The organism is Butyrivibrio sp. AE3009 (assembly GCF_000420845.1).
GTDB lineage: Bacteria > Bacillota > Clostridia > Lachnospirales > Lachnospiraceae > Butyrivibrio.
Window position 1 is genome coordinate 17,013 of record NZ_ATVS01000028.1, and the last position, 17,678, is coordinate 34,690.

At 43.1% G+C, this 17,678-nt stretch carries 13 protein-coding genes; all 13 read left to right on the top strand.

Annotation, left to right across the window (positions count from 1 at the left end):
- The first annotated feature begins 84 nt into the window (after window positions 1-84).
- The 13 genes from G588_RS0113330 to G588_RS0113390 all read left to right on the top strand — a co-directional run bounded on the left by G588_RS0113330 (window position 85) and on the right by G588_RS0113390 (window position 17,521).
- On the top strand, window positions 85-480 hold the full coding sequence (locus G588_RS0113330) for a hypothetical protein (RefSeq protein ID WP_022779235.1): 396 nt from the start codon (window positions 85-87) through the stop codon (window positions 478-480).
- Between the two features lie 17 nt (window positions 481-497).
- The gene (locus tag G588_RS0113335; protein WP_022779236.1) at window positions 498-791 is read left to right on the top strand and encodes a hypothetical protein; all 294 of its coding nucleotides are present in this window, start codon (window positions 498-500) and stop codon (window positions 789-791) included.
- A gap of 15 nt (window positions 792-806) precedes the next feature.
- Entirely contained in the window at window positions 807-1,130 is a 324-nt protein-coding gene (locus G588_RS0113340) for a WXG100 family type VII secretion target (RefSeq protein WP_022779237.1), read from the top strand.
- A 25-nt stretch (window positions 1,131-1,155) separates the two neighbouring features.
- The gene (locus G588_RS0113345) at window positions 1,156-1,458 is read left to right on the top strand and encodes a hypothetical protein (RefSeq protein ID WP_022779238.1); all 303 of its coding nucleotides are present in this window, start codon (window positions 1,156-1,158) and stop codon (window positions 1,456-1,458) included.
- A gap of 14 nt (window positions 1,459-1,472) precedes the next feature.
- The gene (locus G588_RS0113350; RefSeq protein ID WP_022779239.1) at window positions 1,473-1,766 is read left to right on the top strand and encodes a WXG100 family type VII secretion target; all 294 of its coding nucleotides are present in this window, start codon (window positions 1,473-1,475) and stop codon (window positions 1,764-1,766) included.
- Window positions 1,767-1,804: 38 nt separating this feature from the next.
- On the top strand, window positions 1,805-2,128 hold the full coding sequence (locus G588_RS0113355) for a WXG100 family type VII secretion target (protein WP_022779240.1): 324 nt from the start codon (window positions 1,805-1,807) through the stop codon (window positions 2,126-2,128).
- Between the two features lie 90 nt (window positions 2,129-2,218).
- Complete coding sequence (locus G588_RS0113360) at window positions 2,219-3,805, top strand: VWA domain-containing protein (RefSeq protein WP_022779241.1); 1,587 nt, start codon at window positions 2,219-2,221, stop codon at window positions 3,803-3,805.
- 3 nt (window positions 3,806-3,808) lie between these two features.
- Entirely contained in the window at window positions 3,809-4,504 is a 696-nt protein-coding gene (locus tag G588_RS0113365; RefSeq protein ID WP_022779242.1) for a PP2C family protein-serine/threonine phosphatase, read from the top strand.
- Between the two features lie 181 nt (window positions 4,505-4,685).
- A complete protein-coding gene (locus tag G588_RS0113370; protein WP_022779243.1) occupies window positions 4,686-8,348 on the top strand; it encodes a hypothetical protein in 3,663 nt (1,220 codons plus the stop codon).
- Window positions 8,349-8,450: 102 nt separating this feature from the next.
- The gene (locus tag G588_RS0113375) at window positions 8,451-10,538 is read left to right on the top strand and encodes an Ig-like domain-containing protein (RefSeq protein ID WP_022779244.1); all 2,088 of its coding nucleotides are present in this window, start codon (window positions 8,451-8,453) and stop codon (window positions 10,536-10,538) included.
- Window positions 10,539-10,671: 133 nt separating this feature from the next.
- Window positions 10,672-12,366, top strand: a complete 1,695-nt coding sequence (locus G588_RS0113380) for a serine/threonine protein kinase (protein WP_022779245.1) — start codon at window positions 10,672-10,674, stop codon at window positions 12,364-12,366.
- Window positions 12,367-12,712: 346 nt separating this feature from the next.
- Entirely contained in the window at window positions 12,713-16,525 is a 3,813-nt protein-coding gene (locus G588_RS0113385; protein WP_022779246.1) for a hypothetical protein, read from the top strand.
- A gap of 36 nt (window positions 16,526-16,561) precedes the next feature.
- Window positions 16,562-17,521 carry a D-2-hydroxyacid dehydrogenase gene (locus G588_RS0113390; protein WP_022779247.1) on the top strand — a complete coding sequence of 320 codons (960 nt, stop codon included), beginning with the start codon at window positions 16,562-16,564 and terminating at the stop codon, window positions 17,519-17,521.
- Window positions 17,522-17,678 lie beyond the last annotated feature (157 nt).

Genomic DNA, 17,678 nt, shown 5'->3' on the forward strand with positions numbered 1-17,678 from the left:
CCGATTTCAAGTGTCATTCGTCAGAAAATCAACATTTTTTTTTCAAACGTGGTAAAGTGTATTTCAGACAGAGGGAGATAAAAAATGTTCTACATAAATACCGAGAACGTTCGCTCGGCGGTGGCTTCATTTTCTTCCGGTGAGCAAACTTTAAAAAGGCTAAGAAATGAACTTGATGATGTAAGAAGTAATCTTTCGGATCTTAGCGAAATGAATGAGGTTCTATCGGCACTTGAGCAATTGAGCAATCAGATACTTGAAGAGTCGAATCAGCTTGGCCGGTTCTATGAAGCAGGTATTCAGATTGTTAACGAGTACAGGAAGGCCGAAGAGAACATTTTGAACAATCAGGAGGGTCAGAGCTGGGCCTTCGGAGGCGGATCTTCGCTTCAGGACTTTTCCGGAGACGGATGGTCACCAGCAGCTTCAAATAAAATAGATTATGAAACACTTGAAGAATTATCAGGCTTGTTTTACTAATCGGAAAGGGTAGACGAATGGACGTAATAGCTAACAACCTGCCACAGTTTGATGGTGATATTCAGGATTACAATTCCGGATATACACAGTTATCACAGGCTTTCGACCAGATGGTTATTCACATGAATGAACTTAATACCATGTGGGAAGGCGAAGCTCATGAGGAACTGAAGAACACCTTCAGCAATGATCAGCAGAAGACGCAGACAATGCTCGATGACGTGCTCAGAGTATATAACGAATTGAAATTTGCTCATTCCGAATATACATCATGTGAGCAGAAGGTATCGGGAATAATAAACGATTTATAATTGGAGGACTAAAACATGGCATTTACATTAGCACTTGGAGTTACTCCTGAATCGCTGAAGACCAAATCCTCAGACATCAATACAGATATTGATGATATGGTTAAACAGGTTAATCTCCTGTATGAGGAAGTTACAGGAACCTCTTCTTATTGGGAGGGAGATGCCGGTAATACCCAGAGGAAGAACTTCGAAGATCAGGTAAGTGAAATTAACAAGTTGATTGAGCGACTTCGTACATACCCAACAAGAATTCTCAAGATGGCCGGTATCTATGAAGAGGCTGAAGAAGGGTCAGTTGAGATGGCAAATACATTGGCAACCGACATTGTAATGAAGTGATTATTATTTAGCGAGGAGAACCGGAATGAAAACGGAAGCACAAATTTACATGGATTTCCAGAAGGCCAAGGAACAGTCAAGCCGACTTCGCCAGATTGCTTCAAATTTAGACAACGTAGCAGACGACGAGGTTCAGGGTGCAGTTACCAAGATTGGCGCAGACTGGACCGGCGAGAATTCGGACAACTATACCGGTAAGGCCGGCAACGAGAAAGTAAAGATCAACACAACAGCCGCTAATGTCAAGAAAGTGGCAGACGTAATTGAAGCAATAGCAGCCAGAATTATGCAAGCAGAACTGGCAGCTATCAGAATAGCTAGTCATTAAAGGAGGAAAACAAAATGGGAGAAATTTATGTAGCTAGTTCACAGGCAATTAGAGAGGTTATCGATTCATTACAGCAGCTTAACGGCAGATATCAGGAGACTTCTCAGGACATCGTTCAGGAAGCTAAGAAGCTCACACAGAAGTGGGAAGGTGAAGCAAGCGAGAGATTCCAGGAGACTTTCAACAAGGAGCAGCACTGCTTCGAGGACTTCTATCAGGGAATCATGGATTATCTGAAGGTTCTTAACAATATCCTTGAGAGATATGAGAGAGCAGAAGAGACCAACGTCAACATCGCAGCTCACTAATGAGACATACTTAATATAATTTAGGAGGAATATTAATCATGGCATTAAATAATTTAAGAGTATCAGACATACAGGACTTAAGAGCAGAGTCACAGATTTTCCAGGATCATGCTGATCAGGTAAAGAATGTAGCAACCGAGATGATCGAGCTTGTTCTTGGCACAGCAAACATTTGGAAGGGCGAGGCTCGTGAGAGCTTTGTAAATAAGTTCGAGGGTCTTAGAGACGATATCGACAGACTTTACAACATCTGCCAGACATACAGCACAGATCTTCAGCAGATCGCTACAGAGTACGAGAACGGTGAGAACGACAACATCGCATTAGCTCAGTCTTTACCTGCAGACATCACAATGCTTTAATTGATATCAAAATAGATATTCTACCCGAAAACAGTGCTTTTAACGGCACTGTTTTTGGTGTATTTAGGAAATGATGGGAGTTTTTATTATATGAAATGCTTTAAGAAATGGATTAATCTTGCACTTGCTGCATGTATTGTTTTATCTCTCGCAGGTGGACCTGCAGTGATCAAGGCAAGGGCTGAAGGCGATGTACAGACCGGGGAAGAGGTACAGACCGAGGAAGGGGCAGTGTCTCAGGAGCCCGCTAGACTTATGCAGTCTTTTGTACGCGAAAATATAGTCAGGGCGTATATCAGAAACGGAGCCCTTGACGGAACAAGTACTTATCAGATTGGCAAAACAGCCTGTGAAGATATCAGATCCTGCGGTATAGGTGAAGATTCCAGTCCAGTCAGGACTCTCATATTATTGGATAACTCCATGTCCATGACTCAGTCATTGAGGCAGCCTATTCTTGATACGATCAAGCAGATAATTGATGCCCATGGAGAAAATGAATATTTCAGAATCGGTACGGTAGAGAAGACCGTAACATATCTCAACGGAGATTTTATAAACGATTATAAATCATTGATCAATACTGTTGATTCTATCAAATTCAATGATCAGGATACCAATCTCTACAACGTTCTCTATGACATCATCAGCGAACTGGAAGCCAACAGCTATGATGGCTATGTCAGAATCCTGGTGTTTGCGGATGGTGTGGATAACACAGAGATAGGATATACGGAGAGCGAGCTGGTTGATCATATGTCATCCAGAAACTACCCTATTTATTCCTTTGGCGTTAAGACCAAGTCAAATGCCAAGCTGTTAGAGAACATGTTTGCACTGTCAAGAAGAACAGCCGGAGACTATCTCGTTATAGACAAAGACAGCATTGGAGAAGTTCCTGCTATTGTAGCCGCAGACAGTGCCATTACTGTAGTGACCGCAACAATCCCTGAAGAAGCCAAGGATGGAGAACGCAAGAACAGCAGACTTACCCTGGCAAGTGGCAGCTCTGTTGAATTCATGGTGCAGACACCTTTTTCACTTGAACCTGTGATTGTGGATCCGCCGGAACCACCAAGACCGGAAGAACCTGTTATAGAGCCGGATCCAACAATTTGGGACAGACTCAAAGAGCCTAAAGTAATTGCTGCGCTGGTTGGTGCGGTAATCGTACTGGCAGGTCTTATGTGGCTTCTTATATATAATCTGGCATTCAAGAATAAGAAACAGCCTGAGAATGTCATGATGCCTACAATCAATCTTGCAGCAGGCGCAGGTGAGACAGAACTATTCGGATATGGCACAGGAAGCCAGAACAACGGAACAGAGCAGCTTACGCCCTCAGTTTCGGACGGAAGAAAGAAATATATGTTCCTTATGACAGATACAGAAGATGAGGACAGGAGCTTTAGATGTGAGCTCATCGATGAAGTTACCATCGGCCGTATGGAGGACAACTATATCATCATCGGCGATGACAACTCAGTCCACAGACATCATTCGGTAGTATCGGTCAAGAATGGAACTTTTTATTATACAGACCTTAAGGATGTTAAGAATCGAAGTGCAATTAACGGCGTATTGCTCAAACCTACAATACCCCAGCTTATTGTCAGCAACTCTGTAGTAACTATAGGAAGGCATTCATACACCATAACAATTTCGGAAGGTCGATAAATTATGAAGTTATTATCAGCGAACTACACCGACAGAGGCTCACGTGACGGAATAAACCAGGACAGCGTTCTGGCATTGACAGAAGGTGATCTGGCAATATTTTGCGTCGCTGACGGTATGGGCGGCCATATGCACGGAGAACTGGCCTCCAGAGAGATCATCGGTGGAATCAGACTCTGGCAGAGAGAGAACAAAGATAAAGAGTATGACAAAGCCTCAGAGCTTTTTGACGAAATAGAAGAAATACTCACCGAAGCCAACAAGGTGATCTTCGAGAAATACAATTCGAAAGGCCCCTGCGGCAGTACCGTGGTATGTCTTGTCATATTCAAGGACAGATATGCTGTTTTCTCAGCCGGAGACAGCAGACTGTACAAGAAGAAAAAAATCCATATGTATCAGATCACAAGGGACGACGCTGCCCCCAACGGCAAACTTACCAAGGCCGTTGGAGTCAGTGACAGCCTCAAGTTCAACAGAATCACCGGCAAGCTTGGCAAGAAAGATGAATTTTTCCTGTGTAGCGACGGTGTATACAAAGAGCTTACTCCCAAAACTATCAAAAAGCTCCCCGGTAAAGTCTTCTTTACCGGCAGCAACAAAGGAATCGAGAAACTGATATCTTCCATCCAGAAAGAAGTTACCAGAAAGGGCGCCGGTGACAATCATTCTGCGATTTTTGTTAAATGTGTGGGATGAAAAGGATAAAGAATACTCGCTTGGTGAGATAATTCGGATAGCTGAAACAGCGGATAATTTTCAGAAACTTCTGTAATATTGTTGCAATTAGTTATTCAGTAACTTATAATCGGTCATGTGTTTATGTTTTTTTTATAATTGTGTAATAAAATTTTTATTTTGTTTCTAAACAGGAGGATGTATGAAATTTGATAAGGTCAGGGCTTTTTGGGGAAGGAAGCTCCTTACTGTATTGTTGGTTCCTACAATTCTGGGATGTCATTTTACTGCCGTTCAGGCATTAGCTGACGAGGCCGTAGTTGAAAGCGGGGAAACTACTGCGGATTCAGGCGAAGATTCCAAAGAAGATCAGAACAATAATGATAATCAGCCCGCAGCGGACGATAACCAGGGTAATCAGGGTGGAGAATCCGACGATAACTCCGGTGATGGTAATGATAATTCCGGAGAATCCTCCGGTGAGGATAGTGACGGCGGTTCAGACGGATCAGGAGATGCTGAGGATGCGTCTTCTGCCGGTGCGACTACTTCAGAAGATGCAGGCGGTGAGGCTTCCGGAAGTGCATCAACCGGTGCAAGCTCCGACAACGCAGGCACTGCAAGTTCATCTGATGCTACTTCAGGTAATTCGTCTGATGCTTCTTCAAGTGCATCATCTGGCGCTTCTACAGATGCTGCAGCAGATGCTTCTTCAGGTGCATCTTCAGCAGATGCTGCGGATGCTGCAAGCAGTGCATCCAGTGAGGATGCATCCGGGGAGGCAAAAGATGTAAGCGGTAATGATGCCGAGACTGCGGAGTTTATGGATGATACTGTTGTCTTTAATGAGGCAGAGGTCTATTTTATCTATAACTATAATAAAGATAATGATCTTACGTCTACAGATATTTATTATACAGATGTCATTGCAGATGTAGGTTGGGTGCTTACCGAAATCAAAGTTAATATTGGTAGCTACAGATCTGAAGAAATATGGCTTAATAAGCCTCAACTTGAAGAATATGGTTACTATCATTTCAATTATTCTAAATATTGGAATTCTAAGGTAACCAATATTCAGTTCCATGCACAGCCATATAAACGTGTTGCAGAGAATCAGGCCCCTGTAATTGATTATGATCGTGAACATGGCAAGGACTATATTGTCTATGCAAAAAGTGGAGTGAATACCGGTGACTTGCATCCTCTTAAAACAGAGATTGATGGATATTCCTCCAATAGCCAGGGAGTATATTTTGTTAATCCCAAGGATATCAAAAAGTATGATGATCTTAAATATGTTGTAACAGGTGTGACTAATCTAAATGGTACATTTGCCCTTAAGTGTGCTACCGATGGAGAAACTTATCTGGATACAGAATTAGTTAACAGAGATGAAGTGGAGGGTTTGTTGCCATTCCAGCCCCGTAAATATGTATTCAGTGTTTTTCCTAAGCCGCAGGAAGACCCCAATGTGGCAACAATGCTGTCAACTCCTAATGAGACTGAACTTAAGTGCAGAATCAAACTTGAAAATACTGCGCCGGGAGCTGAAGAATCAACCGATATTGATGATAGAGATATATATGTTGACGGACAGTCTCCTGAAGTAGCTGCTATTGAGGATATAGGTTTTTGTGGAAATGAAGAACCTATTGATGAAAATCACTCCATTAATGATAATAGTGTTCTTTTGCGCGCGACAGATGATAACCTGCATGATATTACATCGTACTCTATCAAGGGTGAAACCAACGCAGGTGATTATTCCGCTTCCAATCTGCCGATAGTAGATTGCAAGACAAATAAAGACACTACTTTGACACATCCTATTTCTGTTTCCGAACCGGGTATTTATTGGATTGATGGCATAACAGCCAGTGATCTGGCAAATAATGAAAGTGACAGTTATACAAGTCCAAAGTTCATATATGATCCGAAAGATCCTATTCTTGAGATGAATGGACTGGATTCAGACTCGTATGTAGAAGATGATAATGGGATACCTACATTCGAAACAAACAGTTCCGTCAACGTGTTATTCACAATTAAGGATGGATTATATCCGGGAGGAAAAGGCGTTACAGACAGTATTAAACATGTTCTTTCTGTTACTCGTCAAAATGGTGATGATGGTGAAGTCAGTGACAGTAATGACAATTCTCCAAGCTACACCGGATATACCACAGATGGACATACTGCCAAGCTCTCTTTTTCTGAGCCCGGAACATACACAGTATCAATTGAGGGCAAACTGGACAATCTGGATGCCGGAAAGAGAAATCTTATTGTAAATGAGAGTTCAATTACTTTTGTCATTAAGTCTTCAGTGCCCAAGATGACCAGGTTAACAACAAATAACCCGTCACCCAAGAATACAATTTACTATACTTCAGCAGTAACTGAGAGAGTTGAGTTTGATCAGTATGTGCAGGAGAAGTACATTGATGTGGATTATTATGCTCCAGCAGGAGCTACCAAGCTTCCGACCATCAAATGCGAGAAGAATTCTAAGGGCAATACCGTTGTTCGTGCTATTATGGCGGAAGAAGGCAGATATGCATTTGTTATCAGATATAAAAGAGGCAGCGATGTCATTGAGGAGAATTTTTTTACCTATGTAATTGATTTACAGAATCCCAAGGTTACTTTTGAAGGGGTAGAGAATTATTCAGCCAATAACGGAGCAGTAGCACCGGTGATCAACTGCAGCGATGAGAACTTTGATAAGAGCAAGACTATAGTAGATCTCAAGCTCACAGGTGCTAATCGCGGTGAAGTGCCTATCAGCCATACAATTTCTGACGGAAAGGGCTTCGTCAAGGCTGTATGTCCTGATTTTGAACGTAATAAGGACGTTGATGATCTGTATGTACTTGAAGCAACCGTTGAAGATCTTGCCGGAAGAAGGAGCACAGAGAAACTGGTATTCTCTGTTAACCGATATGGCTCGGTATTCGTTCTTGGTAATGGCACCAAGGCCATGAATGAGAAGTATTACACCAATGATCCTCAGGATGTAACGATCACTGAGATTAACGTTGACGATCTTGTTACCAGAGATGTCTCACTTACAAGAGACGGAACTATCAAGAAGCTCAACAATGAAACTGACTACAGAGTAAACAAGCAGGGCAGTGACACCAGCTGGAAGACATATACCTACAACGTAGGAAGAGCCAATTTTGACAAAGATGGTGTATACTCCGTAACTCTGTACACCAAAGACAGAGCTACCAATGAGATGGACAACAAGAGCAGAAATGCCGAGATTGAGTTCGCTGTAGATAAGACAGCTCCCAGTATTGTTGCCGCCGATATCGAAGATAAGGGTGTATACAAAACAAAGACCCATGACTTCAACGTAGATGTAACAGATAACATGGGAGTAGTTGACCTTACTGTATACAACAACGGCAAGGAAATCGGGAAGTTTACCGGAGAGCAGCTTAAGGCTGATGGCAATGTAGAGACCATCACTCTTAAAGAGAGTAAGAAAGCTCAGAACATTACCCTTATCGCTGTAGACGTAGCCGGTAACAAGCAGACTGTTGTCTACAAAAACGTGGTTGTTTCAGCCAAGGATGCCGACAAGCTCGTTGAAGAAGAGCTTGAGGAGACAGAAGAAATAGAAGAGGTAGCAGAGCAGATTGATATTCCTGAGACTCTTGGAGTAACCAAAGAGCCGGAAGAAGCAGTTATGCCTGAAACTACTGAAGAGGTCGTAGCACCTGTAGTTGCAGAGGAGCCTGTTAAGAAAGAGTTTCCTTACAAAAAGGCAGCCGCAGCAGCAGGAGGAGTAACCTGCGTCCTGGCAGCCGCAGCAGCGGGAATAATGATCCGCAGAAGAAAAGTTAGTAAGTAATAAACGTTAGTATCATAGTGTGAGATGCGCATCGGCAGTGTTTCGCCGATGCGCATTTTGTTATAGTAACCTGTATATTTGTACCTGTATTAAGGGGGAAGTATGAGCCTGAGAAAACTTAAGAATACGATAGCAGCATTTGTTTTGGCAACAGCTTTTCTGACACAGTCAGTTGGAGCTGCGGCCGCAGGAGAATGCACCGGTTATGATCTTACAGATAGTCAGGATTATTGGGAGATTGAGGACATCAGCGAGGATGCATCAGAAGAAGCATCTGATGGAACCCAAGAGAATATCTCTGTAGCAGAAGATGATGAAATCATCATCGATGAGACTAATGAACCGGATAGTGAAGAACTTGGTTCGGAAAATTATGCGGTGGATTCAAGTTATGAAAATAATGATGAACAGATCTGTGAAGATGAAGAATGGAATGATCCGGAATCAGAGGAATACGTCATCGGAGATGACGAAGTATATGATGAGCAGGAAGAACTGACTTATGAGGAAACTGAAGATATTTCAGGAAACGATCTGACTCAGGAAGATATATTCGCTAATGATTCTGCAGAAGATATATCGGGAAATGATGTAACCGGTGACAGCTATGCTTTGAGCGAAATGGATGTACAAGCAGGATCCGAAAAAAAGATAAATTCAATAGAGCTGCATTCCAATATCGACAAATCCTCGGATAAATCAAAGATATACGGCATTAAATATGGCAAAAATGAGATCATCAAGTCGGGAGTCGTTACCCTTAATACTGCCTATACAAGTATGAAGCTTAATGCGATCCAACGAAGTAAAGACGGTAGTGAAATAAAAGTTACACCTACCTGGAAGAGCAGCAATGAAAAAGTAGTAGCAGTTTCTGCGAGTGGTCTGAATGCGACCATCAAGGCAGTAGGTGTGGGTAAGGCTACAATCATTTGTACTGCAGGAGACGGATCCAAGAAAACAGCGAAGGTAGTCATAACTGTAAAGCAGGGAGTGACAGATCTTGAAATAACAGGTCAGACATATATTGCAGCAGGGAAAAATGCAAGTTACAAAACAATCGCCTATCCGAAAAAAGCAAGCAATAAGAAAGTGACATGGTCACTAAAAAAGGATATCCCCGGAGTATCAGTAAACCCTTCCAGTGGTAAAGTATCAGTTACCAAAGATGTTGCAAAGGAGACAAAAGTAGTAATAATTGCAACTGCCAAGGATTGTAGTGGTGTGTATACGGAGAAGGAAATAACAGTAAGAGAAAGGGCAACGAAGGTGACTCTTTCTACGCCATCTACTACGACCATAGCAACGCATGCAGTTGGAGATTTGAAGGACAGTGTATCTTTTGAAGCTTCAACAGATAACGATGAGACAGTATCCTGGAAGGTGTCAAATGACAAAATAGCAAACCTTAGTATCAAAGGAAATAAGGCCACACTTACAGCGCTTGCTGCAGGTAATGTTACTGTTACAGCTTTTGCCAATGACGGTTCAGGCAAGAAGGCCACAGCTAAGATTAAAATGGTAATTCCGGTGTCTGACCTATCCCTTTCGGTTCCGATAGACAGGCAGGATGACAAGCTTGCGTCAGGAGGATCGCTCAAGTTTACTCCAGTGATAGGAAATAAATACGGCAAACCAAGTAACAGCAAGATAAGGTGGGAGTATGAGATTGTTGGATACAAAGACAAGGGGCAGACAAGTGTTGGAGTAATTAGCGATGCCACAATGGCGAAAATCTTAAAGAAGAAATATCTCTTTACCTTTTCAAACGGAAAGATTACAGCAGTTTCTCAGAAAAAATATGATAAACAGGCGGTGGATCTACGTTTTGACTGTGAGTGTAACAACTATGGTATTAAAGTTACTGCTTATACAACAGACGGCTCAAATCTGCATAGTGAAACCAAATTGGTGAAGCGTGTGGATTGTAACACATATATGAAGCTTAGCCGTGGTAATACATACGAGGTACTGGTAGGAAAAGATTATCCTTACACATGTATGCTACTTAGCGAGAATCGTCAGAATAAGTTGTACATAGTCAATAAAAATGAAGATATTGCAACATTAACTGTTAATGAAAAGGACTATGTTCATATTCACGGGAAGAAAAAAGGAACTACGACTGTAACCATTAAAGCAATGGATGGAAGCGGACTAAGTGTAAAAGTAACTATAAAGGTAATTTGATTTGGTTCGAAGCAATTCTGAACATTCTGTGTTTTTTGCAGAATGTGGTAGTTAATCTGACGTATTGATGTTATTATTGTCGGGATAATATCGTGAAAAAGTATTACAGTGGAGAACTAATAGAAATAAAACAATGTTACAGATCGGAAGTTTAGTTGATGGAAAATACAAGGTCCTTAGCGTCATAGGACAGGGCGGTATGAGTACCGTCTATCTTGTTATGAACGAGAAGGCCAATAAGCCCTGGGCTATCAAGGAGGTCCGTAAGGACGCTGTTGCCAACTATCAGGTGGTGCGTCAGAGTCTAATTACTGAGACCAATCTTTTGAAGAACCTCTCGCACCCATATTTACCCAGTATTGTAGACGTTATCGATGATGAGGGCAGGTTCCTTATCGTTATGGATTACATAGAGGGTAATACGCTGGACAAGGCGCTGGCGACCATGGGTCCGCAGCCCCAGGAATATGTTATCGAGTGGGGAATACAGCTCTGCGATGTGTTTGAATACCTTCACAGCAGAACTCCGGCAATCATTTATAGGGATCTGAAGCCTGCAAATATAATGCTGCGCCCCAACGGACGTGTCTGCCTTATCGACTTCGGAACTGCAAGGGAATACAAGATGAACCGCACAGGAGATACGCAGTATCTTGGAACCAGAGGCTATGCGGCTCCCGAGCAGTTTGGCGGAATGGGACAGACTGATCCGAGGACAGATGTATACTGCCTTGGCGCTACTATGTACAATCTTTTGACAGGGCATACCTCCAACGAGCCGCCCTACGAGTTCTATCCCATCAGGTACTGGAACCCTTCTCTTTCTGCGGGACTTGAGAAGATCATTGCCAAGTGCGTTCAGAATAATCCTGCGGACAGATATCAGTCCTGTGCTGAGCTGATGTACGATCTTCAGCATTACAAGCAGTTGGACAGAGACTACAAGAAGACGGCCAAAATGAGCGTGGCGCTGGTTGCTCTTTTGACGGCAGGGGCTGTTATCTGCGGCTCCATGTCATATTATTTCCACAATGCAGCAACTGTGACTGCGACTACCAGCTACGAGGATCTGCTTCTTGATGCGCTTGGAGAAGAGGATGATTTAGCTGCAACAGGCAAGTTTGCAGAGGCGATCAGACTGCAGCCCACCAATCCCAGAGCGTTTACGGAGATGCTTGATAACAGGATTCTTGCAGATGACTGTTTTACCGCTTCAGAGGATGAGAACCTTCGTAAGCTCCTTATTTCAAGCTGCGACGGAACTACGATAGAGAAGGCATTTATGGCTAACCGCGAGGCTTATGATGAGTTCGCTTATAAGCTTGGTATGGCATATTATTACTGCTATGAGGATGATGGCAACAAGCAGCTCTCGCTGAAATGGCTGAAGGCGGCCTTTGCTTCAGACTATCTTGAGGAGTCACAGAAGGCCAGAGCCCAGAGACTTTGCACCATCGCTGAATACTACAACTCCATTGGCGGAGATGACAAGACCGGTGATCCGGGAATGCCCTACAATGTGTACTGGGAGAACCTTGTTGAGATTGCTGACGGTAATATTGCCGAGATAGACAATCCAACCACGGCGCTAATGATCTATAACGAGATAGCATCCCAGGTTTTTGCCCATTACAGCAAGTTTGCCATGGCAGGTGTCAGCTACGACACCATGGAGCAGGAACTTGAGACAGTCAGCTTCCACATCAAGAACGACATTGAGTCCCTGGAAGGACAGAGCGACCATGTACAATCGCTGATCGTCGAAACCAAAAGTAACGTTGAGCAGGCCAAAAAAGCTATAGAGATGGCCAGGTCCCAGGGAGGCTGATAGCGTAAGAATACAAAATATTTCATACAATTGATAAAAAGAGGCAGATGCCTCTTTTTTTTGTGTATTTTTAAACATTTATACAAATAGAGATTTTATCTGATAACTATGGAATCAAAGAAAATTAGTCAAAAAAAGAGCAAATATAATCGATAAAAAATAGAATTGAATGTCGATTTTAACTAAATTACGAATATATTTTTCACACAAAATTCATTGCTTTTACTGAAATAAATAATATATAATCGGCTCCTGGTTTACAAAAAAGTTACACAAAATTTATTTATTTTTTACTAATCTCATTCTGGTTGAGGGGCCTCAATGGGGTAGTGCATTAGGAGGAATTATGAATTTTGAGAAAGTAAAGTCTATGCTGGGCAGACGACTTCTTGTTGCGCTATTGGTTCCCGCTATTATGGGGTGTAATTTCGCATCTATTCATGCATCAGCCGATGAGACTGTAGCTGCAATGGCTGAAGCTGAGAATGAGGAAAAGCCTGAAGTCGAAGAGCAGGATAGTGCTCCCGAAAGCAGTGAAGACAGTGAGAATGGGGATAACAACTCCGAGGGAGAAGGCTCTGAAGGAGGAGACTACGAGGGCGGAGACTCCGAGGGAGGAGATTCCGAAGGTGGAGATTCCGAAGGTGGAGACTCTGAAGGTGGTGACTCTGAAGGCGATGATACATCAGATGAAGAAGACGCATCATCAACAGGTGCTACTCCTGTAGAAGGTGATAATTCCGGCTCCGGAGAAGGCGCATCAACAGGCGCAAGCTCTGAGGGCGCAGGATTAGACAGCTCTACAGATGCAACCTCAACTGATGGGGAAGGCGCATCAGACAGTTCCACAGATGCATCCTCCGAGGACTCCGCTGATGCTGCAAGCAGTGCGTCATCCGAGGAGTCCGCTGCTGCATCCTCAAGTGCTTCTGATGAGGATGACTGGAAGGATGATGAGGTATCTGAGAACTCTGCAGGGGATGTTAGTGATAATGATGCAGAGGATGAGGCTGAGTTTGAAGATATTGTAATGCGTGGGTATAGCAGCTCTGAGTTGTCAGTAATTTACAAATATGAGGGTGATGAAGTTAAATCTACCATTGTATATTTCCCTACAGATTGGAGCCATGATAGAAATTATGAACTGAGGGGGGTAAGTTTTCTCGGGGATGCCAGCGGTAGTGATGATCCCAAAATTAAACCGGTTACTACTGCCGGTAATTCAAATTATTATACTTGTGAAGCTGAGGGAGAAATAGAAGCGTCAGATATTTTTGTTGTTACCGAGAAGAAAAACGTTCTATTTAGTGTTTGTCGTAATTATGTTCTTCAGCGCAAAGATTATCATAATAATAAACCTTATAACATGAAATTGCTTAAAGGCTCTTCTGATGGTGGTTACGAAGACTTTGCGCCATATCCTGTAGAGAAAAAGGATTCTTCTGATGAGAAGACATCTGATAAAGTCTACTATGTTAATCCTGATGTTGACGGCTTTACGCTTGTTTACTGTGTGGAAAATGTGTATGAAGGTGACGGACTTAGTATTAGCGTGACGCATGATAATGGCTCTGTTGTTGCTCTTACACCGAGTCGTATTGAGGATATGCATGGCAAAGTTATGATGGATGGAGACAATGACAATCGTAATAATTTTATGCCAATGACTCCTCAAAAACGCTACTATACAATCACATCCAAAGATGAAAATGCAAAGACCGCAGTATTTCTATCCGGTGCAAAGACTGCTAGTCTGCATTGCACTATAGTAGCAAATGGCCCTGCCGGAAAAATGAGTGTCGGATCGGATATTTCTTCAATAACAAGTGATGTATATATTGATAATGTTGCACCGAAAGCTAGTGTAACAGTTGCAACGAGAGAGAAACAAGAAGATAACGACACAGATGAATTTTCCGGGAAAGTAACATCTGCCATTGGTATCGTTGGTTCAGATAAATATTTAGATGTTTGTGTGACTGATGATTATCTTAAGGATATTGAAGGATACGAGTTCTCATACGAAGGGCTTTCACTAATTGGTACAGATGATGATAGTATGAATGATAACGGCCCCACATATACCAGACCTCTTTCTGTAGATGGAGAAATTTTTGTTAATGGCGAAGGAAAACGCGAGGCTCATGCCACAATAGAATTTCAGTGTCCGGGTAAATATACAATTAAGAGGGTAATCGCTTCAGATTACGCCAATAACAAAAGTGAAGCGTTTGATGAGCCAATTACTGTTATATATATGCCGGGAGCTCCCCAGCTGAGTCTTGGAAGCTGCATGCCTGATCCGTATGTTGATAATGGTGTAAAGACATATCCATTTGGCTCTGAAGTATATATGGATGTTATGATAAGTGGCGGTGTATTTTTTACTACAGAAGATCTTGATAACGCTATCAGATGCATGGTTACAGCAACCAGGAAAGCTGATAACGGAAATGGTGCGCAGGATTACACATATACTATCAGTGATTATAAATATGGAGATGCTACTTATTCAGCAAGACTTAACTTCTCCGGAAGTGGTGAATACAGTGTTTCTGTAAGTTCAAATGGGGCAAAAGATAGTGTGGGCTGGTCAATTGATACATCCGAAGCCCAAGGTGATAGGTTCGTAATCGCATCTGATATTCCTAATGCCACTAAGAACACTATTAAAAAGAGCGATGCCAGAAACGGCTTTTATTATAACGAAGCAGTAATTGAGAGCGTTGTTTTTGACAAAAGAAATGTAGATAAGTACGTATATATCGAAAACAATGAAGCCGGTCTTCCTACCAAGACTCCCAGACTTGAGTTTGCGACCGAGGGTAATAAGACAATTGCCAAAGCAATCATGGACGAAGACGGAAGATATTCCTTCAGAATCTGCTATAAGAGATATGACTGGGAAAAGACCCTTGATATAGACTTCGGAACCTACGTAATTGACAGAACCAATCCTGTGATCTCTTTTGCAGAAGTTGAGAATTTCTCTGCCAATAACGGCAAAGTAGCTCCTGTTATCAACTGCTACGACCTCAATATGGACAAGCAGGTATCAGAGATAAGGCTCACCGGTTCCAATAACGGCGAGATGGATATTAATAGTAGTGTCTCCGAGTCTTTGGACGGACTTGTAATCTCTTGCGCTGATTTCTCCAGAGTCAAGGCAAATGATGACCTCTATACTCTTGAAGCCAAAGTAATGGATCTTGCCGGAAATGAAGCAATCCAGACACTTGTATTCTCAGTTAACCGTTTTGGTTCTGTCTTCGTACTTGGCGAAGGAACCAAGGCGATGAACAACAAGTATTACGTAAATGACCCTCAGGACGTTGTTGTCACCGAGATCAACGTCGATGACCTTGTTGAGCGTAACATCTCAGTGACCAGAGACGGCGCTATCAGACAGCTTAACAGCGAGTCTGATTACCTGGTTAGCAGACAGGGCGATGATACAACCTGGAAGACCTTTACCTACAATGTTAACAAGACCAATTTTGCCAAAGACGGCGTATATTCTGTAACTCTTTACACCAAGGACAGAGCTACCAACGAGATGGACAACAAGAGCAGAGATGCTGAGATTGAGTTCGCCGTTGACAGAACAGCACCCAGTATCGTTGTTGCCGACATCGAAGACAAGGGCGTTTACAGGGAAAAGAGTCACAGCTTCAACGTTGACGTAACCGATAATATGGGACTTGTAAGCTTCACTGTATACAGTAACGGCAAAGAGATTGGTAACTTTACCGGCAAAGAGCTGGCTGCAGATGATAACGTTGAGACAATAACTATTAATGAGAGTAACGAACTTCAGAACATCACACTTATTGCCAAGGACGTTGCGGGCAACAAGCAGACCGTTGTGTTCAAGGATGTAAGGGTGTCAACATCGAATAAGACTTCATCCACAACCGGCAACAAACCCAGCTATAGTCAGGGTGGTAAGCCCGGAGTAGAAGAAGCGGACGAAGCTTCTACCGGATCTTCTGAGCAGGACGAAACCGGTTCAGATATATCTACAACCGGAATTGGCGGCGAACTCACCAATGATGAGTTCCCTTACAAGACCGTTGGCGTCGTAGTTGCAGCTCTTGCATGTGTAGCAGCTGCAGGCGGAGCAGGATTTATGATCCGCAGAAAGAAGAAAAGATCATAATGTGGTATCATACATATAAAAAACGAGAGGTTTGATATGAGAATAGTAGTAGCGGATACCGACAGTATTGGACAGGACATGGATTACAGCATCTACGATGAGCTGGGCGAAGTGGTTTATTACGAGGATAAGATAACCGAGGACAATGCAAAAGAGAGGATGGCAGGAGCCAAGATCCTGATGATCAACAAGAGTCAGATCACCGACAAACTCCTGGATGACGCCCCTGACCTTGAGCTTATCTGCGAATTTGCCACAGGCTTTGACAATGCCAATATCCCTGCCTGCGACAGACATGGAGTTAAGGTTGCCAACGTGGTGAACTACTCCACGGCATCCGTTGCTCAGCATACCTTCGCTATGCTCTTTTACCTGATGGAGAAACTTCGTCACTACGATGAGTTTGTTAAAAGAGGTGACTATGCGGCCCAGAGCCATTTCTGTTGCCTCGACATTCCCTTCGAAGAACTGGACGGTAAGACCTACGGCATCGTGGGAATGGGCAATATAGGAAAAAAGGTTGCCCAGATCGCAACCGCCTATGGCGCTAAGGTTATTTTCTACGCATCATCAGGTAGCAGTGACTGCACAGACTATGAGCAGGTGAGCTTCGATGAGCTCCTTAAGCGCTCTGACGTCATATCTCTTCACTGTCCTTTGAGCGACAGAACCAGGAACCTCTTTAATAAAGAGGCTTTTGACAAAATGAAGCCCACTGCGATCCTTATCAATGTAGCAAGAGGTGCGGTGGTCAGCGAACAGGACCTGGCAGATGCTCTTTTGCAGGGTAAGATCAGGGCAGCAGGTCTGGATGTACTTAATCCTGAGCCTATGGCCAAGGATTCACCGCTTCTTCAGATTCAGGACAGCGGCAAACTCATAGTGACTCCTCATCTTGCCTGGGCCAGCACTGAGGCAAGGACCAGGTGCCTTGAGGAAGTTAAGAAGAATGCGCAGGCGTGGATAAACGGAAATCCTAGAAACCTGGTTAACTAAGGCTAAGGGACGGTTGTGAGTCAATGGGGACGGTTCTCTGTGACTCACGAAGCGAGTCACAGAGAACCGTCCCCAATTGACTCACAACCGTCCCCATTGACTCACAACCGTCCCCTCCCGTATAATATTTGTTAAGAAAAGTTTAACAAACATTATA